The sequence below is a fragment of the Pseudomonas benzopyrenica genome (assembly GCF_036884265.1).
Lineage (GTDB): Bacteria > Pseudomonadota > Gammaproteobacteria > Pseudomonadales > Pseudomonadaceae > Chryseomonas > Chryseomonas benzopyrenica.
In genome coordinates, this window is the sequence record NZ_CP145723.1 from 3,915,909 (window position 1) to 3,937,468 (window position 21,560).

The window sequence follows — 21,560 nt, forward strand, 5'->3', positions numbered from 1 at the left end:
CCGATCCTTGAAGCACAACACACAATAAAGACCGTCTCGTTCATGGCGTACAGCACAGGCGATTCAGGTCCGATGAGGAACAGGCGTGAAACTCAGCGACATCGCCCAATTGGCCGGCGTATCCCTTACCACCGCCAGCTATGTCATCAATGGCAAGGCGGCGCAAAGGCGCATCAGCGCCGCGACCGTGGCGCGGGTCATGGCCGTGGTGGAGGCCCACGGCTATCAGCCTGATCAGCGCGCCGCCGGCCTGCGCCGCGGGGCGACCCACACCCTGGGCTTTCTGCTGCCCGACCTGGAAAACCCCAGCTATGCGCGCCTCGCCAAGCAGCTGGAACGACGGGCACGGGCCCGCGGCTACCAGTTGCTGATCGCCTGCACCGACGACAATCCCGACAGCGAGCGCCAGCTCATCGCGCTGTTTCGTGCCCGCCGCTGCGATGGCCTGTTCACCGCCAGCAGCCTGGCCGAGGACGACGCTCCCTACCGGCAACTGCAGGAACACAACATCCCGATCATCGCCATCGACCGCCAGCTCGATCCCGCGCAGTTCTGCTCGGTGGTCAGCGACGACCACACCGCCGGGCGGCAGTTGGCCGCCACCCTGCTGACCCCGGACACCCATAGCATCGCCCTGATCGGGGCACGTCCAGACCTGGTCATCAGCCGCGAGCGCGCCGCCGGCTTCGCTGCCGCCCTCGCCGATCACCCAGCGCGCCATTGGGAGCGTCATGCCCCCCACTACAGCCGCGACGGCGGCCGCACCCAGGCGCTGGCCATGATCGAAGAACTCGGCCACTGGCCCGAGGCCCTGCTGACCACCTCCTACGTCCTGCTGCAGGGTGTGCTGGACGTGCTGCGCGATCATCCGCTGGCCGCGGGCGACACCCTGCGCCTGGCTACCTTTGGCGACACCCAGTTGCTCGACTACCTGCCGTTCAAGGTCAACGCCATATCCCAGCAGCACGAAGTCATCACCGAGCGCGCCCTGGAACTGATGCTGGACGCCCTGGAAAACGACCACTACCTGCCCGGTGTCCAAGCCATCCCGAGGGTCCTCAAACGCCGCCTGTCATGAGCCTGCTGATCGACACCCACAATCACCTGGACTATCCGGGCTTCGACGCCGAACGGGCGGCGCTGCTGGCCGACTGCGCGCGACTCGGCGTGGTGCGCCAGGTACTGATCGGTGTCGAGCGCAGCCAGTGGCCGCAACTCTGGAGGGTTGCAACAGCCCATGACGGCCTCTATGCGGCTCCGGGCCTGCATCCGCTATACCTGCAGCGCCACCAGGAGGCCGATATCGAGGCGCTCAGGGCCTTCTGCCTGGAACGTCGAACCGATCCCCGGCTCTGCGCCCTGGGCGAGATCGGGCTGGACTATTTCATCGAGGCGCCCGACAAGGCGCGCCAGGCCTGGTTCTTCGAGCAGCAGGTGCGCTTGGCCATGGAGCTGGAGTTGCCGGTACTGCTGCACGTGCGCCGCGCCCATGCCGATGTGGTCAGGATCCTGAAACGCCTCAAGCCACCCCGGGCCGGCATCGCCCACGCCTTTTCCGGCAGCTTCGAGGAAGCCCGTGAGTATCTGCGTCTGGGCTTCAAGATAGGTCTGGGCGGCGCGCCCACCTGGCCCCAGGCCAGGCGCCTGCAGCGCGTGCTGCCGCAGCTGCCACTGGATGGCATCGTGCTGGAGACCGACGCCCCGGACATGCCACCGGCGATGTACCCGGACGTGCGTAACAGCCCCACCCATCTGCCGGCCATCTGCATGGCTCTGGCGCCGCTGTGGCAGGTCTCGCCTGAGACGCTGGCAGCGACCACCACGCGCAATGCCTGCGCGGTGTTCCGTTGGGAAGCGGATCGCCTGCGCTAGGCCTCGTGGCCCTGCAGCTCGGCATGCAGACGCGGCCAGTCGAACGCCGGGCCCGGATCGGTCTTGCGTCCGGGGGCGATTTCACTGTGGCCCTGGATACGTTCGGCGGTGATCGCCGGATAGGCGCGTTGCAACGCCCGCGTCAGCCGTCCCAGGGCGCGGTACTGGGCGTCGGTGTAGGCCAGGTCATCCGTACCTTCCAGCTCGATGCCCAGGGAGAAATCGTTGCAGTTCTCGCGCCCCTCGAAGGAGGAGACGCCGGCATGCCAGGCGCGTTGCTCACAGGACACGAATTGGGTGACCACCCCGTCGCGTTCGATGAGAAAGTGCGCCGCCACCTTCAGTTCGGCGATTTCCGCGAAGAAGGGATGGGCCGAGTGATCCAGGCAGTTCTGGAAGAAGGCCTGGACGCAGCCGGTGCCGAACTGCCCGGGCGGCAGGCTGATGTTGTGGATCACCAGCAAGGACACCTCGGTCCCTGCCGGGCGTTCGTTGTGGTTGGGCGAAGGGCAGAGTCGTGCCTCGCGATACCAGCCCTCGACGAACACCCCGTCCATCAACGGGCCTTGGCCTTGAGCGCGTCGCGCAGGGCATTGGCGTCGCTGAATTCGCGCTGACTGACGAAGCGGCCATGGTCAAGGGTCACCCAGAGCACCTTGCTGGCATCGCCAGGAAAGCGCGGCACGATGCGCGATTCGCGATCGAGCAGCACCCGATAGCCGTACTTGCGCATGGCCGGCACGGCGAACATCCGGGTAATGGCCGCCGGCATGCTGCTGATGTCGGCGACATAGGCCACCCGGGTGCCGTCGATATAGTTCGCCGGCTGCTCGCGCATGGCTTCCTTGACCAGCCCCGAGCCACTCATGCTGCGCGCCACTAGCAGAACCTGCAGCTGGTCGTCGAAGGTATAGGGCCGATCACGCTGATCAAGCAGGGTGAAGGGCGCCACCCGCTCACCCGGTTCGAGCGCCAGAGCGGTCAGGGGCAACAGCAGGCACGACAGTAACAACGCCAGAACTCTTGCGCGCATGGCATCCTCTCTTGAACGGTCCATCAAGGCCGCTATCCTGCCCTACCGCTCGGATTGGCACCACCATCGCGTCGAGGAGCCCCATGATTCCGCTCAAAGAACTGCTCGCCCAAGTTCCCCAGTCCGGCGAGGTGCGCTGGATCGGCGTGCGACCCGCCTCGCGCGCGCCCATGGTCGAGGTCGAGGCGGTGGAAGCGCGCCGGGATGCGGGTCTTACCGGCGATCATGCCCGCCCTACCCCACGCAACCAGCGCCAGGTCACCCTCATTCAATGGGAGCATCTGCCGGTGGTGGCCGCATTGATCGGCAAGGCCGTGGCACCCGCCGACCTCCGCCGCAACCTGGCCATCGCCGGAATCAATCTCTTCAGCCTGAAGAATCGCCGCTTCCGCATCGGCCAGGCGGTGCTGGAAACCACCGGCTGGTGCCAGCCCTGCGCGCGCCTGGAAGAACGCCTGGGCGCAGGTACCTTCCAGGCCATGCGGGGTCATGGCGGACTCACCGCCCGGGTGCTGGAGAGCGGCATCATCCGCCTGGGTGATCGAGTACAGGTGTTGGATTGACCCCAGTTTCCCTAGGGTCGAATGGCCGGGCCAGCCCGGTTAAACTAGCGCTACCTCTCGTCGCCGCAGACGTCCTTGCCAGAGCAGATGCAGGCTGCCTCCCTTGAAAGTGATGACTTTTCGCCCATCTTCTCTGCTAGATGACTCGATTCTCGCGCGCTCCGACGACCCCAGATTCCACCGGCCCGGGACTGCGCCCGCTTGCGGCGACGCGCCCGGTCCGGCCAAGGCTTTTCTTCTCTAAGAGTGCTCTCCATGACCCATCGCATCGTTATCGTCGGCGGCGGCGCCGGCGGCCTGGAACTGGCTACCCGCCTGGGCCGTAGCCTGGGCAAGCGCGGCCAGGCGCAGATCGTGCTGATCGACGCCAATGCCACCCACCTGTGGAAACCCCTGCTGCACGAGGTGGCTGCCGGCTCCCTCAACTCCACCGAGGACGAGCTGAGCTATGTCGCCCAGGCCAAGTGGAACCATTTCGACTTCCAGCTCGGACGCATGACCGGCCTGGATCGCGAGCGCCGCAAGGTGCAGCTGGCCGCGATCGAGGACGATGGCGCCATCCTGGTTCCGGAGCGGGAGATCGGCTATGACTCCCTGGTGCTGGCCATCGGCAGCACCACCAACGATTTCGGCACCCCGGGCGCCGCGGAAAATTGCATCTTCCTCGATACCCGTGCCCAGGCCGAACGCTTCCACCGCAAGCTGCTGACCCACTATCTGCGTGCCCACGTCAGCGAGCAGCCGGGTGAGTACATCGAGGTGGCCATCGTCGGTGCCGGCGCTACCGGCGTGGAACTGGCGGCCGAGCTGCGCAACGCCGCCGAAGAGCTACAGGCCTATGGCATGGATCGCATCCGCCCCGAAGACCTGCGCATCACCCTGGTCGAGGCTGGTCCGCGCATCCTGCCGGCGCTGCCCGAACGCATCGCCGGCCAGGCGCACCGCACCTTGGAAAAACTCGGCGTGCGGGTGCTGACCGGCTCGGCGGTGAAGGAAGTCCGCGCCGACGGCCTGCAGACCGCAGGCGAATTCGTCCCGGCCAGTCTCAAGGTCTGGGCTGCCGGTATCCGCGCTCCGGCCTTTCTCAAGGACTTGGCGGGGCTGGAAACCAACCGCATCAACCAGCTGGTGGTCAACTCGACGCTGCAGACTACCCGCGACCCGAATGTTTTCGCGCTCGGCGACTGCGCGGCCTGCCCGCTGACCCCCGGCGACACCCGTACCGTACCGCCCCGGGCGCAGTCCGCTCACCAGCAGGCCTCGTTGCTGGTCAAGACCTTCAAGGCCCGCCTGGAAGGCAAGCCGCTGCCCGACTACGTCTACAAGGACTATGGCTCGTTGATCTCGCTGTCGCGCTTCAGCGCGGTCGGCAATCTCATGGGCGGCGCCCTGGGTAGCCTGACCCTGGAAGGCTGGCTGGCGCGGACCTTCTACGTCTCGCTCTACCGCATGCACCAGGTCGCCCTCTATGGCCCGCTGCGTGCCCTGGCGCTGTTTGCCGGCGACCACCTGAGACGCAAGACCGAGCCGCGCCTGAAGCTGCACTAGGCCCCTTGGCTCACGCACAAAAAAGCCGTCCCTTGGGACGGCTTTTTACTGTCGCAGCGACCTCAGGAAGGCGACTGACCCCGCAGGCTGCCGATCACCGAGGTCATGGCCCGGTCGAACAGCAGGGCATCGTCCAGCAGCCGTACCCGGCCTTCCTGGTAATCCAGCGCCAGTTCCTCACGGGTGCGGTCCAGCACCTTCATGCCGGTGCGATTGACGAACACCAGGCGGCCCATAGGGCGAATGACCGCGGCCAGCTTGCAGCGCAGCTTCTGCTCGACATCGAGGATTTCGAGCCAGGCGCCCACCGACAGGCTATCCACCCACTCCAGGGAGTCACCAGTCAATCCGGTGATCCGCTCCGCGCGAGGCAGCTCGAAGGGCTCAGCGGCAGGCGCCGGCACGGGCACTGCGACCGCGGCCTCCACCGCCGCCACTTCTGCCAACTCGGGACGAGTCTGCTGGAAGGTCTGGACGTGCAGGGATTCGAGTTCAGTGAAGAATTCGGAGGTGGAGAACGGATCGAAGGCCGCGCTGGCCAGGCCTTCCCGCAGTGCCTTGAGCAGCCCAGGCACCATCTCCAGCAAACGCTGGCGCGACGCTACGTCGTGGTGGGGCTGGATGCTCCAGATCAGATCGTCCATGGTCTTGAGCGCCGCCCGCCATTCGCTGGAGTCGTAACCCTGCTTCAGGCAGGTCAGCAACAGCACCTGACTCCAGGCTTCGCGTAGGACGCGTTGCACGGCGGCCGGCAGCTGATGTTCCTGCAGGCGCTGGCTCAGGACGTGCTCGACCTGCAGGCGTGCGATCTCGGCCCGTGCCCGCCCCTCCTCGGCATCGCGGGTACGCTGTTCGAGCAATTCGCTGCGACGCTGCTCGTCACTGACATAGGCCATGAAGTCGGCCAACAGCTCGGCGAAGATCTCCGGATCGTCGACGAAGTCGGACAGCAGGCGCTGCACGATCTGCTCGATCTTCTGATAGAGACCGTCGCGTTGCAGATCGCTCTGCTCGCCCCAGCCCAGGGAAGCGGCGGCGATCTCGTTGAGCAGGCGCCGCGCCGGATGGCTGCCGCGACTGAAAAAGGTCTTGTCGAGGACCGCCACCTTGAGCATGGGAATCTGCAACCGGGCGATCAGCGCCTTGAGCGAATCCGGCAGGGTGAGGTCGTCGAGAATGAATTCGAACAGCATCGCCACCAGATTGATGACGTCTTCGTCGACCTGCCCCACCACGCGCTTTCGACCCGAGCGCTCGCTGATGCGGCCCAGGGCCACGCCCAGTTGCGCCTTGAGGTCATAGCCTTCCAGGGACTGGCTGGAAATCTGCTGCTGCAGGTGAGAGAGCAGGCGCATGAGGTCGTAGCTGGTGATGACCTGGCCATCGCCGGTCGCAGCCCCCTCATCGGCCGCCATGCCGCCACCCAGGGTGGCGCTGCCCGGGGTACGCAGCTGGGCCAGCAGGCCCTGCAGGGTGCCAAAGAGCTCCTGGCCATCGTCTTCGCCGTTGACGTGGGCCGGGGTGCGCCCGCTATAGCCCTTGGCCGAGCGATTCGGTACCTGCTGGGGAATGGCCTTGAGCTGGGGCAATACCCCGGCATCGACCAATTGCCGATTGGATTCCGCGTACAGCTGACCGAGGCCGTTGAGCACGAAGCGCTCGAACAGCTTGTAGATGATCAGCTTGACCTTGATGTCGGTGTCGAGATCGCGGCAGGCCTCGACGAAGGCCTCGCACAGCCGGCGTGGCCCCAGGGGATGGGTCGAATCATCCAGCTTGCTGGCCAGCTGGGTGTTGAATCTGATGGTCAGGTGGCTGATGGCCATGGCGTTGTTGCTGAGCGCCTTGGCTACCATGGTGTCCACGGCGACGCTCTCTTCCAGGGCATCGTTCTGCACCAGACTCAGGTCTTCGTAGGAGACGCTGTCCAGACGCATTTCCGGCTTGCTGCCGACCAGATTGTTCAGGGCGGCGAAGCGCTCGAAATACTGCTGGAGAAAACTGCGCTCGATGCTCTTGCGTCTGAGGCGCAGGTCGCGCATCGCTTCGAAATAGAGACTTTGTTCCTGGTTGCTGCCGGCCCGATCGGCCATTTCAAACAGCGCATCGTCGGCGTTGTCGAACAGCTGCTGCAAGGAGGCATTGAGTCGCTGAGCGGCGCGATCCCTGACCGGCAAAAGCACAGCAGGCAATCGGGAAGAAGATTCCCCGAGCGCCTTGAAATGAACCACATTTACGTCGTTCTGCACCACCGCCTCCCACAACCGTTCTTGCGTTCGGCTGAATCGCGTTCCACTACAGGAGCATTGAACAACGTTGGCCGCCCTGGCCGCGAGGTGAAACGTTGTCGATGTGCCATTATTTGCTCTGCTAAGGCATCGACCAATCGGCATCTGCACAGTACATGACAGGGTTCACAAGGCACCTGTCGGTCAGCGCCTGCCCATCAAATAATTCAACGTTGTCTATCTCAGATCGTCAACCTCACCTAAAGTTGCCCGCTCGCCTCCTGCAGCCCCTTTTCGGAGTCTTTTCATGTCCAGCGCTACCCTTGCCGATCTCGCCCAGGTCATCACCGATAACGTCGCCGCCGCGCTGCGCGAAGACGTCGGCAGTGGCGACCTTACGGCGGGCTTGATTCCCGCTCACCAACAGGCACGCGCGCGGATCATCACCCGTGAAGCCGCAGTGGTGGCGGGTACGGCCTGGGTCGACGAGGTGTTCCGGGTGCTGGATCCCGCGGTCGAGGTCCGCTGGCAGGTGGCGGACGGCGACCGGGTCGCGCCCGACCAGGTGCTGTTCGAACTTCAGGGCCCAGCCCGTGCCTTGCTCACCGGCGAGCGCAGCGCGCTCAATTTCCTGCAGCTGCTGTCCGGCACCGCCACCCGCTGCCGCCACTATGCCGACCTGGTGCAGGACACCGCCGTGCGACTGCTGGACACCCGCAAGACCCTGCCCGGCCTGCGCCGCGCCCAGAAATACGCGGTCACCTGCGGCGGTTGCTACAACCACCGCATCGGCCTGTTCGACGCCTTCCTGATCAAGGAAAACCACATCGCCGCCTGTGGCGGCATCGCCCAGGCCGTGGCCACCGCCCGGCACCTGGCGCCAGGACGCCCGGTGGAGGTCGAGGTGGAAAGTCTGCAGGAGCTGGAACAGGCCCTGACCGCAGGCGCGGACATCGTCATGCTGGACGAGCTGAGCCTGGCCGACATGCGCACGGCGGTCGCCCTGACCGCTGGCCAGGCCAAGCTGGAAGCCTCGGGCGGCGTCAACCAGGACACCCTGCTCGGCATCGCCCAGACCGGCGTCGACTACATCTCCATCGGCACCCTGACCAAGGACGTCAAGGCCATCGATCTGTCCATGCGCATCCTGGATCGAGTGGGATAGGCAAAGAGCGTCGCGGCGGCTAGACTCCGCAGCCGCGCTTCCTGCGCACCGGCTTCGAGCGGTCCTGACGACCGCTCGCCTCTCGCGACACTCGAACAAGATCGAACCCGTGACCAAAGATCAACTTCGCGCTGAACTGGAACGCCAGGCCCAGCGCTATCAGGATGTCTACGGTGGCGAAATCGTCACCTACGCCGCGCAACCCAAGCCCGACCGCAAACCCTGGAAGAAACGGCCGACCGTGCAGGACGAGGTGTTCGCCTCGGAAGTGCGCAAGATCGCCGATCTCAAGGCAAAGACCAGCGCCGAAGCCGCCGCTCAGGACAGCTGAGTCGCGTCCATATCCCCACTGTCCGGGGCGTTTATCGCGCTGTCCTCGGGGTCTTGTGGTGCCTGCAGTTGCCGCCACAGCGCCGCGGCGGCACTGAAATCGGCGCCGCCCTCCTCCGCCATGGCCTGCAGGTCATAGCGGGCGAGGCAGCCCTCGCCCAGTCGTGGCGGCGCCGCTGCGGTACCTGGCTCCGCAGGACGCTCGCTGTCAGTCGAAGATGACGGTCTTGTTGCCATGGACCATGACCCGCTCTTGCAGGTGGTATCTCAGGCCGCGGGACAGCACCATCTTCTCGACGTCCTTGCCCAGGCGCACCATGTCCTCGACGTTGTCCCGGTGGCTGACGCGTTCCACGTCCTGCTCGATGATCGGCCCGGCATCCAACTCTTCGGTCACGTAGTGACAGGTGGCGCCGATCAGCTTGACGCCGCGCTGCGCCGCCTGGTGATAGGGCTTAGCACCGACGAAGGACGGCAGGAAGCTGTGATGGATGTTGATCACCTGGTGGGCATAGCGTGCGCAGAGATCCGGCGGCAGGATCTGCATGTAGCGCGCCAGCACCACGGTGTCGGCCTGGTGCAGCTCGATCAGCCGCGACACCTCGTCGAAGGCCGGCTGTTTGTCGGCGGGATCGACCGGCACGTGGAAGAAGGGAATGCCGTGCCATTCGACCATGCTGCGCAGGGTGTCGTGGTTGGAGATGACGCAGGGAATCTCGCAATCCAGCTCACCGCTGTGCCAGCGGTGCAGCAGGTCGGCCAGGCAGTGGGATTCGCGACTGGCCATGAGCACCACGCGCTTGCGCTGGGCCGAATCGGTGATTCGCCATTGCATGGAGAATTCCCGCGCAATGGGCGCGAAGGCCTGACTGAAGCCGGCCAGATCGAAGGGCAGTGAATCGGCGCGGATCTCATGGCGCATGAAGAACCAGCCACTCTCCGTATCCGAATGGTGACTCGCTTCGGTAATCCAGCCGTTATAGGTCGCCAGGAAGTTGCTGACCTTGGCCACGATACCTACCCCGTCCGGACAGGCGATCACCAGACGAAACGTTTGCATAGCACAACCTCGAACGAAAAGGGGCTGCATTCTAGGCGCACTCGCGGGCAGCGTCGAGCGGCGCAAGGGACTGCCGCACATGGCTGTACGGCGACGGTAAAGACTTTGCAAAGGACAAGTAATGGCGGACAAGTTCCACTGTCATCTGGTCGAAAGTTGCCCGTCTCCTGGTAACTCCCTTGTTGTGACGACCGCCGCCTTAATTATCGACTTGCCACTCGGACCGTTTACTTATTCCGATAGTCACTCTATGATCGATCTAGACTTTCATCTCTGCATCACTCAGAACAAAGGCCGTTTATGTCGCTCATTAACGAATATCGTCAAACCGAAGAAGCTATCAAGGAACTGCAGGAGCGCCTGAAGTCGCTGCAAGAGGACGACAAACTGCAGCGCGAACTGGAATTCGAAAAGAAACTGCGCGCGCTGATGGGTGAATATCAGAAATCCCTGCGTGACATCATCGGCATTCTCGATACCGAAGCCAAGCCCGCACGCCAGGCGCGCGCTGCTAAGTCCAACAGCGGCAATACCCCCAAGCGTGCTCGTAAAGTGAAGCAATACAAGAATCCGCATAATGGCGAAGTGATCGAAACCAAGGGTGGCAATCACAAGACCCTGAAAGAGTGGAAAGCCAAGTGGGGTTCGGACGACGTCGAATCCTGGGCAACCCTGCTGGATTGATCAGAAGAAACGCCGGCTAGCCGGCGTTTTTTTCGCCTGCGTGGTGCGCGGTTAGCTTGGGCTCCGCCGCTTTAAACCCTGGCGTTGTCCCTGCAGTCTTCACCATCCCCTCGCGTTGGCGGCCTCTCGAATCGCCTTGATCCTGAGCACGGCTCTCTCCTGGCCTGCGCTGCCGCAATAAAGAGCCGGCTGGATTCTGTCCTCGACGTGGTGGTCCAGACTCTTTTTCTGTTAACAAAGGCCTCTGATCGACGTCTGTTTATCGCGACTTTATGTCACATCGATAACAGGGTTATCCAACTGTTGCATCACGCCTCTGACATGGGCTGACCAGGCCTCGAGAATCGGCACCAGATCAGCAGCGACCTCAAACCGCAGTTGTTCGGTCAAGGTGAGAAACTGCTTGCAGGTCATATGGCCTTGGCCGTCTTCACCCAGCAGTCGCTGCCGACAGAATTGCCGCCAACGGGCACCCTCTTCCGCCGTCAGCAACTCGGAAAAGTTGCGCGCTCGATAACGAAAGAACAGCTCGGGATGCCGCTCGTCCTGGAACGCCCACGTTCGACTGCCAAGTTGCTCCGCCGGACACTGCTGAACTTGCTCGCAGAGTTGCCGTTCCTGGGCAGAGATGAAGCCGTCGTACAGTCTCAATTCGGCATCCTGTTCTTGCGCTGTAAAGCCGGACGCCTCGGCATAGAGTGCCTGCACCTTGGGTTGCCAGTGCGCACGCTGGTCGAGCAGTTGCCGGACGCGCCGCCAGACGGCTGCCAGATCGAACTGCAGGCGCTCCGTATCCACCGGGCGCAGCACGCTGAAGGGCGCCAGAATCGGACACTTGTTGATCTGTACCAGCTTGAGCGGTACCGGTAGTTCACCCTCGGCCAGCGCCTCCCGCCGGGTATAGAGGCGTTCGCGCAGGGCCTCGACGTCCAGTTCCAGCAACGGCTCCGGCGCCAGACCAAGATCACAGACGATCAGCGCATTGCGATTGACCGGATGCCAGGCCAACGGCAGGACGGGGGCGAGAAAGTGCCGCTCAGCGCTGAAGCGCCCAGAGACATGCAACAGGGGTTCGAGCAGACGAATACGCGTCAGCGCTGCCTTTTTCTGACGCTGCGTCCAGAGATAGTCGTAGAGCTTGGGCTGCCGCTGCTTGACCAGGCGCGCCAGGGCCAGGGTCGCGCGGACGTCCGCCAGGGCGTCATGGGCCTGGGCATGGTCAATGCCATTGGCGACGGTCAGGCGGTCCAGACGCAGGGAAACGCGCTGCTCCTCCTGCGGCCAGCTCAGGCTCTCCGGGCGAAAGGCATAGAGCGCCCGGATCAGACCGAGTACATCCCAGCGACTGTTGCCCTGCTGCCATTCGCGGGCATAGGGATCATGGAAGTTGCGGTACAGGCTGTGCCGCACCATTTCGTCGTCGAATCTCAGGTTGTTGTAGCCGACCGTGCAGGTGTTGGGACGCCGCAGCTCCTCGTGCAGGCGCTGGACGAAGTCGCGCTCGCGCAGCCCCAGGCGCTGCAGGGTGGCCGGCAGGATCCCAGTGACCAAGCAGGCCGCCGGATGGGGCAGGACATCCTCGCTCAACCGGCAATGCAGATTGAGCGGCGCCTCGATTTCGTTGAGGTCCAGATCGGTACGCACCCCGGCCACCTGCAGCGGTCGATCCCGCCGTGGATCGATCCCCGTGGTCTCGAAGTCGTACCAGAAGATACTTTGCGTCACACCGCCCTCCCCTAGAATCGGCGCAGTCTAGCATCGTCGTGCGCCTTGCTCCCGAGCGCCCCCACCCGCTAGGCTCTGGCGTCTGTCTACCCGCGTATCCTCTCTTCCCATGCGTTCAGTCGATCGGCTCTCCGCTCGCTCCAGGTGCCGAGGTATCGCCGCACGCCTGGGTGCCGCCGTCTGGGCGCTGACCCTGTCGCTGGCCTGCCTGGCCCAACAGGAGCCGCTGTCCTGCCCCCTGCCGCCGCAGGCCGACAGCGGCCCGGCCAGCCTGCGCCTGACCCATCAGGGACTCGACAGCCACACCGCCCGCCAGCTCGCCACCCAGCTCGCCAGCAGCAGCAACGCCGATCCCCAGGCCCTGGCGGTCGCCTACCTGCAGCACTTCGGCAGCCGGGTGCAACGCGGCCAATCCGAGCAACTCGACGAACTACCCGCCGCAGGCGTCAGATTCTGGCTGGCCGGCAACCCACCGCTGGTGGATTCCCAGGCCCAGGCGTTGCTGGACTGGGTCGAAGCGGGCGGCCATCTGGTGGCCGTCGCCGATGACAGCACCCTGGCGCTCAGCGCGACCCTGGGCGTGCGTCCCATGCCGACCCGCGAGCTGGGCGGCGCCGCCCCGCCGATCATGGCGCTGCCACTCTGGCCCAATCTGACCCAGCTCTATCTCGCCGAGGACGATGCCCCCGCCTATCTCGGCTTCGACGACAGTCGCCACCTGTTCGATGTCGGCGACCAGGCGCTGGCCTGGGCCAGTAGCACCAGCGCCACCCATATGCTGATGCTGCCCTGGGGCGATGGCAGCGTGACCCTGCTGTCGGACACCGACCTCTGGAGCAACGCCCGCCTCGGCCAGTACGACAATGCCTGGCTGCTGTGGTATCTGACCCAAGGCGCGCCGGTGACCCTGATCGCTCCCGCGCCGCCGATCCCGCTGTGGCTAGCGGCCTTGCAACGCTATGGCCTGGCGCTTCTGCTGGTGACGCTGGCGACGGGACTCTGGCTGAGACGCCGGCAGCGGGATCCGGCACCTCGTCGCGACCCCGAGCGCTGGCCCGAATTGATCGCCATTCTGCAGCGCGACATCCAGCGCGAGCTGCAGCGCCGCCGTCCCGAACTCGCCGACCAGGGCGTGGCCGAGCGCTGGCAGCATCTTGCGCGGCTGAGCGGCCTGAGTACCCGCGCGGTGGGCGAGGCGATGCGCCCCAGCCCGACGCGCCTTTCCGCTCGTGACTTCACCCGTCGCATCGCCCAGCTGCGCCTGTTGCGCCTGGCCCTGCGCCCCCCGTTCCCGAGGACTTCCGATGACCGACAGCTCCCCTCCTGACGCCACTCAAGCGGACCCTGGCGAAACCGGCGTCAAGGCCCGCGCCCTGACCCGGCTGCAGGCCCTGCGGCAGGCGCTACTCAAGGTGCTGCCGCAGCAGGACGCCGCCGTGGAAGGCCTGCTCGCCACCCTGCTGGCCGGCGGTCATCTGCTGCTGGAAGGGCCGACCGGCGCGGGCAAGACGCTGTTGGCCCGCGCCCTGGCCGCCAGCCTGGATGCCGGGTTCGCCCGACTGCGCTGCCATCCGGCGCTGACGCCTGGCGATGTGGCGGGCGAAATCATCATGGACGCCGGCAGCGACAGCGCCCGCCTGCGCCGGGGCCCGCTGTTCAATTCCCTGGTGCTGCTCGAAGACCTGCACCGGGCTCCGCCACCGGTCCTCAATCTGCTGGACGACGCCCTGCAAGGTCGCCAGCTGAGCCTGGAAGGCCGCCAGGTACCGCTGCCCACGCCCTTCATGGTGATCGCCACCCGCAGCCCCGGCAGCGACCTGCCCCTGGCGCTGCGGGATCGCTTCCTGGTGCAACTGCGGCTCGAGTGGCCGGCGGAAGGCCAGGAACTCGCCGCCCTGCGCCAGGCCGTGCAACAGGGTCACACCGATCCCCTGGAAGCGGCAGCCCTGCGCCCGCTGCTGCAGGCGCGCGATCTGCCAGCCCTGCAGCGGCTGGTGGCAGGGATCCCGGCGGCGGAGCCGATCCTCGATCATGCCGTGCGCTTGATCCGTCTCACCCGGGAGTGGCCGGCCTTCGAGCAGGGCGCCGGGCCGCGCGCCGGCCAGGCCTTGCTACGGCTTGCCCAGGCCCAGGCCTTCCTCCGCGGTGGCGACAGTGTGACGCCCGAGGATGTGCGCTCCCTGCTGCCAGCCGTGTTGCGTCCGCGCCTGCGGCTGACGCCGGAGCGCGAATTCGAAGGCGACAGCCTGGACGGCCAGATCCTCAAGCTGCTGGGACAGTGTCCGGCACCGCGCCCATGATCCGGCGCCGCCTGCCGCTGGCGCTGGTCGCCCTGGCGCTGCTGAGCCTGATCCTGGGGGGATTGGCGCCCCTGCGCTGGCAAGGGCTGCCCGCGACCGGCGCCCTGCTGCTCCTGGGGCTGGCCGTCCTCGAATGGCTGAACGCCCGCCGGCTGGGGACCAGGGGGCATCCGTCGCCTCTCGCGCCGGCATCTCGGGCACGCCTGCGGGCGGACACCACCCTGCACCTGCTGATCGCCGACATGGCTACGCCAGGACAAGGAAAAGCCGGCCGGCCCGAAGACCACCACCAGGCGCTGAGCTTCTGGCGGGCCCTTGCAGCCAGTGGCAATGAGGTGCGGCTCTATGGCCTCGATCCCGAACTGCGCCTGCTGGCGGCCGCCACGCCTGATCGCCCCTTTACGCCAGCTGCCCTACCGGAGCTGACTGCAGATGCGACGGCCGACCTCAAGGCGGCGCTGACACGGCTCTGCCGCCAGGCGCAGCCCGGCAGTGTCCTGGTGATCATGGCACCGCTCGATGACAGCCTGGTGGCTTGGCTCGCGCGGCTAGAGCTGGCCCGGCGCGGCCTGCAGCTCTGGCTAGTCGACACCGCGCTACGGCAGATGGCAGAGCCTGGCGACATCCGCACCTGGCGCGATGCCTGCCGCTATGCCGCAGCCTGGCAGACCAGCATTGAAAGCGAGCGAATGGCCGCGCGTCTGGAGCGACGAGGAATTCGCCGGCTGCCCCTCAGCGAAACAGCGGATCTACCCGTTCGCCTGCTGCAGCTGTGGAACGCCGGCGAGCGGAATCAGATCGCCGACTGAGAAAGGCGGCCGAAGGTGAAATAGTGCTGCAGTACGCCAATCAACTCGGCGAATTCGGCTGGCGGTTCGGCGACGCTGAAACCCGAGTCATAGTTGCCCGGCGTCACGTCTTCATGACTCCATTGGCAACGGGCGTCGAAGTCAACGAAGTGCAGCTGGCCGTCCTGGCCCGGAATCTTCAGGCGGAGCTCGAAGCGCGCATTCACCAGCATGGGCAACTGGCTGATCATCAGCAGTCCCTCGCGGGAAATGTTGCCGATGTAGCCCATGGGCTTGTCGGTGAAGCGGTTGAACACCTTCAGATAGTAGGGCAGCTGGTGGCGCTCGATACGACGATTCTGAGTCATGGTGCGATTCATCCTGCACACGGTAAAGCCACGTTACCGACAACGTCCTGGAAAGCTCAGCGCTGCGGTAGTTTTCGCACCGGCTGGGGCGTCGCAACGGCCGTTCCGCCATCTAGCCCCAATTGGCGCAGGGTGTCCAGTCGGGCCTGGGCCCGATAGGCGTATTCGCTGGCCGGAAAACGGACCTGGATGAAACGATAGGTCTGCGCCGCGTCGGCGTACAGTTGCTGCTGCTCCAGGCACTGGCCGCGCAGCATGGAAAACTCCGGTTGCAGCCAGGGCCGTGCCCGGCCTTTGCGCTCAGCCTGGGAGATCTGCAGCAGAGCATTGGTGCAGTCGCCTTCGCTGTAGGATTTATAGGCGGCATCCAGATAGGAATTCATCGAAACGCTGGTGCAGCCGCTGAGGCCGAACAGCAGGAACAGGCAGAGATAAGGGCGCATGAAAAGTCCTCCTGTTCGCTAGATCGGCGCCGGGGCCCGCTTCTTGAGGGCAAACGACCATTGGTGTGACAGAGCTGCGAAAAGCCGTCATGTGCTGGCCACGCGACAGCGCTACAATGAGGTGCGCTCCGTGTTCTACGTCGACTCGGCGCCGAGCACCTGTTCACGCTCTCGCGAGCTAGAGACAAACAAGGCATTTCCAACGCCGTTTGGCCGACGCGCAGCAGATCGTGAACAGGTTCCGAGGCGTCGACTCATGATTGCAATCCGCTAAAGGAAAGACTGCATGATTTATCGCCGTACCAAGATCGTCGCCACCCTGGGCCCGGCCAGCAATTCTCCGGAAGTCCTCGAGCAGCTCATCATCGCCGGCATCGACGTCGCCCGCCTGAACTTCTCGCATGGCACGCCCGACGAGCACCGGGCTCGTGGTCAGCTGGTACGGGATCTCGCCGCCAAGCACGGTCGCCATGTCGCCCTGCTCGGCGACCTCCAGGGTCCGAAGATCCGCATCGCCAAGTTCGTCAACAAGCGCATCGAACTCAAGGTCGGCGATCCCTTCCGCCTGTCCATCGCCCATCCCCGCACCGAAGGCACCGAAGAAGTGGTCGGCATCGACTACCCGGGCCTGGTCACCGACTGTCGCGTGGGTGACGAACTGCTGCTGGACGATGGCCGCGTGGTCCTGCGCGTGGAAGGCATGACCGCCACCGAACTGCATTGCACCACCCTGATCGGCGGCCCGCTGTCCGATCACAAGGGCATCAACCGGCGTGGCGGCGGCCTCACCGCCCCGGCGCTGACCGACAAGGACCGCGAAGACATCAAGCTGGCCGCCTCCATGGAGGTCGACTACCTGGCCGTGTCCTTCCCGCGTGACGCCGAAGACATGCACGAAGCCCGACGCCTGATGGAAGCCGCCGGCGGCAAGTCCTGGCTGGTGGCCAAGATCGAACGCGCCGAAGCCGTGGCCGACGACGAAGCCCTGGACGGCCTGATCCACGCCAGCGATGCCGTGATGGTGGCCCGGGGCGACCTGGGCGTGGAAATCGGTGATGCCGAGCTGGTGGGCATCCAGAAGCGCATCATTTCCCACGCCCGTCGTCTCAACAAGGCGGTGATCACCGCGACCCAGATGATGGAGTCGATGATCAGCAGCCCCATGCCGACCCGCGCGGAAGTCTCCGACGTGGCCAACGCCGTGCTGGACAACACCGATGCCGTGATGCTCTCCGCCGAGAGCGCCGCCGGCCAGTACCCGGTGGAAGCGGTCAAAGCCATGGCGCGCGTCTGCGTCGGTGCCGAGAAGCAGCCCACCAGCAAGCTGTCCAGCCACCGCCTGGGCCATACCTTCACCCGGTGGGACGAGAGTATCGCTCTGGCCTCCATCTATGTGGCCAACCACTTCCCGGGCGTGAAGGCCATCATCAGCCTGACCGACACCGGCTACACCCCGCTGATCATGTCGCGCCTGCGCTCCTCGGTGCCGATCTTCTCCTTCGCCTCGAGCCGCGCCACCCAGGCCCGCACCGCGCTGTTCCGCAACGTGCACACCATCCCCTTCGACCCGACCACCATGCCGGCGAACAAGGTGAGCCAGGCGGCGGTGGACGAGCTGCTCAAGCGCGGCATCGTCGAGCACGGTGACTGGGTCATCCTGACCAAGGGCGACAGCTACACCAAGCGTGACGGCACCAACACCATGAAGATGTACCGCGTGGGCGACCTGCTGGTCTGATCCCTGCCGCCGGTCCTTGACCGGCGCTGACGAAAAAGCCCCGAACAGGCGACTGCTCGGGGCTTTTTCTTGGACCAGACAAGACCTGGCTGGCCTAGAAACCGCCCAGGGCGAGGTACGCCAGGTGCAAGGCGGCCGCGCCGAGCACGCCCAGGCTGCAAGCGATCAGGATGCCACGCTGCAACGAGCGCAAGCGCCCTTCCCGTCGGGCCTCCAGGCGGCTGGCCTTGATCAGGGCTACGCTGGCTAACGGTTGTTCACGCATCGTCTCGCTCCTCACCCCGTTAAATGCACTATATTCTCATTCTCACATAGATCAAGGGAGTCCGACGAGCGTCCGGCCGACTGTGGCAGAATAGCCGGTTTGGTGCGAACAGCCTGGGTGAACGATGGCGTTACGTTTCGAACGGCTCAAGTGGCAGGACTGGAAAGGCGCCTTCACGGAGCGCAACTACGAGCGTGGTCGGCGACTGGCGCTCGACGGCCTGGTGCAACTGCGCTCGGCCGCCAAGGGCCAGCTCTATGCCGAGTGCCACAGCCCGGCCGGGCCGGCCTATCGGCAGGCGATCAGCCTGCGCGCGGGCGAGACCGCCTGGCGGGTCGACGCCCGCTGCACCTGTCCGGTCGGCCGCAACTGCAAGCATGCCGCCGCCGCCCTCATCGAGCTCGAACGGCTGCAACGCAGTGAGGCCGAATTGCCGGCCACGCCGGTCGCCAATCCGGAGCTGCCGCAACCGGTGCTGATCCTCGGCAGCCATACCCAAATCGATTACGACCGCCATATCGGCAAGATGAGGCCCACGGTGCGCCATCGCGCCGCCCTGGCCTTCGCCTATGGCCCACGGCGGCTGTTCGGCGCCCTGCCCCGCACTCCCGATGCCAGCTATCCCACACGCCAGCTGCAGGCCGAACAACGCTGGCGGCAGACGCTGCTCGATCACGGGCTGCGCCTGGCGACCCGGCGCAGCGCTGCGCTGCCCGAGGACAGTGGCGAGATGTTCGAACTGCCGGACGACCCCGCCTGGCTCAGATTCGTGCAGCAGGTCATCCCCGGCCTGCGCGAAGCCGGCTGGCAGATCGAAGCCCAGCCCGAATTCACCTTCGACCTGACGCCGGTGGCAGGCTGGTACGGCCACCTCGAAGAGGTGCAGGGCCACACCGCCGCCGATGCTCAGTTCGATGTCGAGCTGGGCATCCGCCTGGGCCAGCGCCGCGTCAGTCTGATTCCGCTGCTGATCGACGCCATCCGCCGCGAACCCTCGCAGTACGAACCGGCGATGCTGGCCAAACGCGCCGACGACGAACCTGTGCTGCTGCGCATCGATCCTCCGCGGGTCACCGGCCAGCAGGGCCGGGTGCAACGGGTCGCCGTGCCCCTGGGGCGACTCAAGCCGATCCTGCAGATCCTTGGTGAACTCTATGCCACCGACCGTCTCAGCCAGGACCGTGCCCTGCGCCTGCCGCGCCTGGACGCCGCGCGCCTGGCCGAACTGGACGAGCGCCTGCCGCTGGAATGGGAAGGCGGCGAACGCCTGAGAAGCTTCGCTGAGCGCCTGCGCAGCTATGCCGCCGAGCCGGTGGTCCTGCCGGACACCCTGCATGCCGAATTGCGCCCCTATCAACGCGAAGGCGTGGCCTGGCTGCAGGCCCTGCGCGAACTGGACGTCGGCGGCATCCTCGCCGACGACATGGGCCTGGGCAAGACGCTGCAGACCCTGGCGCACATTCTCGTCGAACAGGCCGCCGGCCGCCTGACCGCGCCGGCGCTGATCGTCATGCCGACCAGTCTGATCCCCAACTGGCAGGACGAGATCGCCCGTTTCGCCCCTGGTCTGCGCGTGCTGACCCTGCAGGGCAGCGCTCGCAGCAGTCGCTTCGAGCGCATTCCCGAGCACGACGTGGTGCTCACCACCTATGCGCTGCTGCCCCGTGATGCCGAGCGCCTGGCCAGCTACGACTTTCACCTGCAGGTACTGGACGAAGCCCAGTCGATCAAGAACGCCGCCACCAAGGCCGCCCAGGCCGCCCGCCACCTGCGCGCCCGCCATCGCCTCTGCCTGACCGGCACGCCGCTGGAAAACCACCTGGGCGAACTCTGGTCGCAATTCCACTTCCTGATGCCTGGCTGGCTGGGGGACGAGAAGGGCTTCAAGCAGGCCTATCGCATTCCGGTGGAGCGCGAAGGCGATGTGCAACGCCTGGCGGCGCTCAAGGCACGGGTGTGGCCCTTCATGCTGCGCCGTACCAAACAGCGGGTCGCCAGCGAGTTGCCGCCCAAGACCGAGATCATCCAGTTGGTGGAACTCAGCACGGCGCAACGCGAGCGCTACGAGGACCTGCGGCTGCTGCTGGACGAACGCGTCCGCGCCGAGATCGCCCGCCAGGGCATCGGCCGCAGCCAGCTGCTGATCCTCGATGCCCTGCTACGGCTGCGCCAGGTCTGCTGCGATCTGCGCCTGGTGCCCAACGAAGACGACAGCGTGGCCAAGCCCTCGGCGAAACTGGCGGCGCTGAACGAACGACTCGACGCCCTGCTGCCCGGCGGCAGCCGGGTCCTGGTGTTCTCCCAGTTCACCAGCATGCTCGATCTCATCGCCACCGACCTCGATCAGCGCGGCATCGAGTACGTCACCCTGACCGGCGAGACGCGGGATCGGCGCACCCCGGTGCAACGCTTCCAGAATGGCGAGGTACCGGTGTTCCTGCTCAGCCTCAAGGCCGGCGGCAGCGGTCTCAACCTGACCGCGGCGGATACCGTGATCCACTTCGATCCCTGGTGGAATCCGGCCGCCGAGCAGCAGGCCAGCGACCGCGCCTACCGTATCGGCCAGGACCGGCCGGTGTTCGTCTACAAGCTGATCGCCCGCGGCACCCTGGAAGAACGCATTCAGCAGCTGCAACAGGAAAAGGCGCGCCTGAGCGCGGGCATCCTCAGCGAGAACAGCGGCGACTGGCGTCTGACCGAAAGTGACCTGGCCCAGCTGCTGGCGCCACTGGATCGCTAGGCCCCGACCGGCTGGTCATCCTGACGGCGCGGCACCTGGCTCGGCCAGCCGCGTCGCCAGGAGCGAAGCGGATAGGGACTGCGCAAGCTACTTGTCGCCCTCGCCCACCACATCCCCCGTGGCATCGAGCACCTTGCTGGAAGGAAACTTGTTCGAGGCGACGCGGACCGCCAGTACCGAGAGCGACAGCAGAAAGATCCCGCCGCAGAGATACAGCAGCCCGGCATCCGGTGGCCGATGGTGCGAGACATCGCCGATCAGATAGCGGGTCAGGGCAGTGATGGCGATGTAGAGCAGAAAGCGGATGGGCAGGTGGTTGGTCTTGAAGTAGATGCCGACCATGGCACCCAATTCCAGGTAGATGAAGAGCAGGAGAATGTCATCGATGCTCGCCTGGCCCTTGTCGACCATGCCCATGAAGGCCATCACCGAGGCCCAGGCCGTGGCAGCGCCGATGGCGAACAGGCCGAAGTAGTGGAAACCTTCCACCATCAGGTTGCCAAGGGAGTTCGCCCCGTCGTGCATGCGTTTGCGACCGCTGTCTGCCCACTTCATGGCCGGCTGCTCCCTGCACAAGGGTGAAGACGTCCATTCGAAGATTCGTCCATGCTGGAATTCCCACTCTCAAGATTGCTCTGGCACCAGCCGTTCTTATAGCGGGAAGCCGGACCGCCGACCAGTGCACAACTGTCGCAGACTGGACGGCCCGG

General features: G+C 65.5%; 22 protein-coding genes. 12 read left to right on the forward strand and 10 right to left on the reverse strand.

Annotated elements, in window-relative coordinates:
- The first annotated feature begins 85 nt into the window (after window positions 1-85).
- Window positions 86-1,078 (forward strand): catabolite repressor/activator, encoded by a 993-nt coding sequence (gene cra, locus V6W80_RS18620; protein ID WP_064307921.1) that lies wholly within the window; start codon window positions 86-88, stop codon window positions 1,076-1,078.
- Window positions 1,075-1,872, forward strand: coding sequence for a TatD family hydrolase (locus tag V6W80_RS18625; protein ID WP_338545057.1), 798 nt, complete (start codon window positions 1,075-1,077; stop codon window positions 1,870-1,872). Before cra ends, V6W80_RS18625 begins: the two co-directional genes overlap by 4 nt.
- Here the strand turns inward: V6W80_RS18625 and ampD are convergent.
- Together ampD and V6W80_RS18635 are read right to left on the reverse strand one after the other, a co-directional pair.
- Window positions 1,869-2,429 (reverse strand): 1,6-anhydro-N-acetylmuramyl-L-alanine amidase AmpD, encoded by a 561-nt coding sequence (ampD, locus tag V6W80_RS18630; protein WP_338545058.1) that lies wholly within the window; start codon window positions 2,427-2,429, stop codon window positions 1,869-1,871. The genes V6W80_RS18625 and ampD overlap by 4 nt on opposite strands.
- Window positions 2,429-2,905 (reverse strand): hypothetical protein, encoded by a 477-nt coding sequence (locus V6W80_RS18635; RefSeq protein WP_026083798.1) that lies wholly within the window; start codon window positions 2,903-2,905, stop codon window positions 2,429-2,431. Before V6W80_RS18635 ends, ampD begins: the two co-directional genes overlap by 1 nt.
- 83 nt (window positions 2,906-2,988) lie before the next feature.
- Here V6W80_RS18635 and V6W80_RS18640 point away from each other — a divergent pair, with 83 nt between their 5' ends.
- Window positions 2,989-3,468 carry an MOSC domain-containing protein gene (locus tag V6W80_RS18640; protein ID WP_338545059.1) on the forward strand — a complete coding sequence of 160 codons (480 nt, stop codon included), beginning with the start codon at window positions 2,989-2,991 and terminating at the stop codon, window positions 3,466-3,468.
- A gap of 255 nt (window positions 3,469-3,723) precedes the next feature.
- Complete coding sequence (locus tag V6W80_RS18645; RefSeq protein WP_160923811.1) at window positions 3,724-5,016, forward strand: NAD(P)/FAD-dependent oxidoreductase; 1,293 nt, start codon at window positions 3,724-3,726, stop codon at window positions 5,014-5,016.
- A 62-nt stretch (window positions 5,017-5,078) separates the two neighbouring features.
- Here the strand turns inward: V6W80_RS18645 and V6W80_RS18650 are convergent, their stop codons facing one another.
- Complete coding sequence (locus V6W80_RS18650; protein WP_338545060.1) at window positions 5,079-7,265, reverse strand: DUF1631 domain-containing protein; 2,187 nt, start codon at window positions 7,263-7,265, stop codon at window positions 5,079-5,081.
- A gap of 286 nt (window positions 7,266-7,551) precedes the next feature.
- Between V6W80_RS18650 and nadC the strand changes: the two genes are divergently transcribed.
- Both nadC and V6W80_RS18660 read left to right on the forward strand, forming a co-directional pair.
- Window positions 7,552-8,409: a carboxylating nicotinate-nucleotide diphosphorylase gene (nadC, locus tag V6W80_RS18655; RefSeq protein ID WP_338545061.1), complete on the forward strand. Its 858-nt coding sequence runs from the start codon at window positions 7,552-7,554 to the stop codon at window positions 8,407-8,409.
- A gap of 109 nt (window positions 8,410-8,518) precedes the next feature.
- On the forward strand, window positions 8,519-8,740 hold the full coding sequence (locus tag V6W80_RS18660) for a hypothetical protein (protein WP_017640681.1): 222 nt from the start codon (window positions 8,519-8,521) through the stop codon (window positions 8,738-8,740).
- On the opposite strand, the gene V6W80_RS18665 is transcribed toward V6W80_RS18660, so the two are convergent.
- Together V6W80_RS18665 and purU are read right to left on the reverse strand one after the other, a co-directional pair.
- Entirely contained in the window at window positions 8,728-8,976 is a 249-nt protein-coding gene (locus tag V6W80_RS18665; protein WP_338545062.1) for a hypothetical protein, read from the reverse strand. The genes V6W80_RS18660 and V6W80_RS18665 overlap by 13 nt on opposite strands.
- Window positions 8,948-9,799, reverse strand: coding sequence for a formyltetrahydrofolate deformylase (gene purU, locus V6W80_RS18670; RefSeq protein ID WP_017640683.1), 852 nt, complete (start codon window positions 9,797-9,799; stop codon window positions 8,948-8,950). The genes V6W80_RS18665 and purU overlap by 29 nt, the downstream gene beginning before the upstream one ends.
- 300 nt (window positions 9,800-10,099) lie before the next feature.
- Here purU and mvaT point away from each other — a divergent pair, with 300 nt between their 5' ends.
- Window positions 10,100-10,483 (forward strand): histone-like nucleoid-structuring protein MvaT, encoded by a 384-nt coding sequence (mvaT, locus tag V6W80_RS18675; protein ID WP_160923813.1) that lies wholly within the window; start codon window positions 10,100-10,102, stop codon window positions 10,481-10,483.
- Between the two features lie 270 nt (window positions 10,484-10,753).
- Here mvaT and sbcB read toward each other — a convergent pair whose 3' ends face one another.
- Window positions 10,754-12,208: an exodeoxyribonuclease I gene (gene sbcB, locus V6W80_RS18680; protein ID WP_338545063.1), complete on the reverse strand. Its 1,455-nt coding sequence runs from the start codon at window positions 12,206-12,208 to the stop codon at window positions 10,754-10,756.
- A gap of 109 nt (window positions 12,209-12,317) precedes the next feature.
- Here sbcB and V6W80_RS18685 point away from each other — a divergent pair, with 109 nt between their 5' ends.
- Genes V6W80_RS18685 through V6W80_RS18695 form a run of 3 tightly spaced genes read left to right on the forward strand, consistent with a single transcriptional unit; the run spans window position 12,318 to window position 15,317 of the window.
- Entirely contained in the window at window positions 12,318-13,535 is a 1,218-nt protein-coding gene (locus V6W80_RS18685; protein WP_017640686.1) for a DUF4350 domain-containing protein, read from the forward strand.
- A complete protein-coding gene (locus V6W80_RS18690; protein WP_338545064.1) occupies window positions 13,513-14,508 on the forward strand; it encodes an AAA family ATPase in 996 nt (331 codons plus the stop codon). The genes V6W80_RS18685 and V6W80_RS18690 overlap by 23 nt, the downstream gene beginning before the upstream one ends.
- On the forward strand, window positions 14,505-15,317 hold the full coding sequence (locus tag V6W80_RS18695; protein ID WP_338545065.1) for a hypothetical protein: 813 nt from the start codon (window positions 14,505-14,507) through the stop codon (window positions 15,315-15,317). Before V6W80_RS18690 ends, V6W80_RS18695 begins: the two co-directional genes overlap by 4 nt.
- Here V6W80_RS18695 and V6W80_RS18700 read toward each other — a convergent pair.
- Both V6W80_RS18700 and V6W80_RS18705 read right to left on the reverse strand, forming a co-directional pair.
- Complete coding sequence (locus V6W80_RS18700; protein WP_026083800.1) at window positions 15,302-15,664, reverse strand: PilZ domain-containing protein; 363 nt, start codon at window positions 15,662-15,664, stop codon at window positions 15,302-15,304. The two genes, V6W80_RS18695 and V6W80_RS18700, sit on opposite strands and share 16 nt — an antisense overlap.
- A gap of 56 nt (window positions 15,665-15,720) precedes the next feature.
- Entirely contained in the window at window positions 15,721-16,107 is a 387-nt protein-coding gene (locus V6W80_RS18705; protein WP_017640690.1) for a tetratricopeptide repeat protein, read from the reverse strand.
- Between the two features lie 286 nt (window positions 16,108-16,393).
- Between V6W80_RS18705 and pyk the strand changes: the two genes are divergently transcribed.
- Entirely contained in the window at window positions 16,394-17,845 is a 1,452-nt protein-coding gene (gene pyk / locus V6W80_RS18710; RefSeq protein ID WP_007162037.1) for a pyruvate kinase, read from the forward strand.
- A gap of 94 nt (window positions 17,846-17,939) precedes the next feature.
- Here the strand turns inward: pyk and V6W80_RS18715 are convergent, their stop codons facing one another.
- Entirely contained in the window at window positions 17,940-18,110 is a 171-nt protein-coding gene (locus V6W80_RS18715) for a hypothetical protein (RefSeq protein WP_017640691.1), read from the reverse strand.
- A gap of 124 nt (window positions 18,111-18,234) precedes the next feature.
- Between V6W80_RS18715 and V6W80_RS18720 the strand changes: the two genes are divergently transcribed.
- Window positions 18,235-20,850 carry a DEAD/DEAH box helicase gene (locus V6W80_RS18720; protein ID WP_338545066.1) on the forward strand — a complete coding sequence of 872 codons (2,616 nt, stop codon included), beginning with the start codon at window positions 18,235-18,237 and terminating at the stop codon, window positions 20,848-20,850.
- Window positions 20,851-20,937: 87 nt separating this feature from the next.
- Here V6W80_RS18720 and V6W80_RS18725 read toward each other — a convergent pair whose 3' ends face one another.
- The gene (locus tag V6W80_RS18725; protein WP_017640693.1) at window positions 20,938-21,405 is read right to left on the reverse strand and encodes a phosphate-starvation-inducible protein PsiE; all 468 of its coding nucleotides are present in this window, start codon (window positions 21,403-21,405) and stop codon (window positions 20,938-20,940) included.
- Window positions 21,406-21,560 lie beyond the last annotated feature (155 nt).

Excerpts from the sequence above, each read along its gene's own strand:
- ampD (WP_338545058.1), bottom strand. The coding sequence starts at position 2,429 with ATGGACGGGGTGTTCGTCGAGGGCTGGTATCGCGAGGCACGACTCTGC.
- V6W80_RS18685 (WP_017640686.1), top strand. The coding sequence starts at position 12,318 with ATGCGTTCAGTCGATCGGCTCTCCGCTCGCTCCAGGTGCCGAGGTATC.
- V6W80_RS18725 (WP_017640693.1), bottom strand. The coding sequence starts at position 21,405 with ATGAAGTGGGCAGACAGCGGTCGCAAACGCATGCACGACGGGGCGAAC.
- pyk (WP_007162037.1), top strand. The coding sequence starts at position 16,394 with ATGATTTATCGCCGTACCAAGATCGTCGCCACCCTGGGCCCGGCCAGC.
- V6W80_RS18715 (WP_017640691.1), bottom strand. The coding sequence starts at position 18,110 with ATGCGTGAACAACCGTTAGCCAGCGTAGCCCTGATCAAGGCCAGCCGC.
- V6W80_RS18705 (WP_017640690.1), bottom strand. The coding sequence starts at position 16,107 with ATGCGCCCTTATCTCTGCCTGTTCCTGCTGTTCGGCCTCAGCGGCTGC.
- V6W80_RS18720 (WP_338545066.1), top strand. The coding sequence starts at position 18,235 with ATGGCGTTACGTTTCGAACGGCTCAAGTGGCAGGACTGGAAAGGCGCC.
- V6W80_RS18700 (WP_026083800.1), bottom strand. The coding sequence starts at position 15,664 with ATGACTCAGAATCGTCGTATCGAGCGCCACCAGCTGCCCTACTATCTG.
- V6W80_RS18645 (WP_160923811.1), top strand. The coding sequence starts at position 3,724 with ATGACCCATCGCATCGTTATCGTCGGCGGCGGCGCCGGCGGCCTGGAA.
- nadC (WP_338545061.1), top strand. The coding sequence starts at position 7,552 with ATGTCCAGCGCTACCCTTGCCGATCTCGCCCAGGTCATCACCGATAAC.
- V6W80_RS18690 (WP_338545064.1), top strand. The coding sequence starts at position 13,513 with ATGACCGACAGCTCCCCTCCTGACGCCACTCAAGCGGACCCTGGCGAA.
- mvaT (WP_160923813.1), top strand. The coding sequence starts at position 10,100 with ATGTCGCTCATTAACGAATATCGTCAAACCGAAGAAGCTATCAAGGAA.
- V6W80_RS18625 (WP_338545057.1), top strand. The coding sequence starts at position 1,075 with ATGAGCCTGCTGATCGACACCCACAATCACCTGGACTATCCGGGCTTC.
- V6W80_RS18640 (WP_338545059.1), top strand. The coding sequence starts at position 2,989 with ATGATTCCGCTCAAAGAACTGCTCGCCCAAGTTCCCCAGTCCGGCGAG.
- V6W80_RS18695 (WP_338545065.1), top strand. The coding sequence starts at position 14,505 with ATGATCCGGCGCCGCCTGCCGCTGGCGCTGGTCGCCCTGGCGCTGCTG.
- V6W80_RS18635 (WP_026083798.1), bottom strand. The coding sequence starts at position 2,905 with ATGCGCGCAAGAGTTCTGGCGTTGTTACTGTCGTGCCTGCTGTTGCCC.
- V6W80_RS18665 (WP_338545062.1), bottom strand. The coding sequence starts at position 8,976 with ATGGCAACAAGACCGTCATCTTCGACTGACAGCGAGCGTCCTGCGGAG.
- purU (WP_017640683.1), bottom strand. The coding sequence starts at position 9,799 with ATGCAAACGTTTCGTCTGGTGATCGCCTGTCCGGACGGGGTAGGTATC.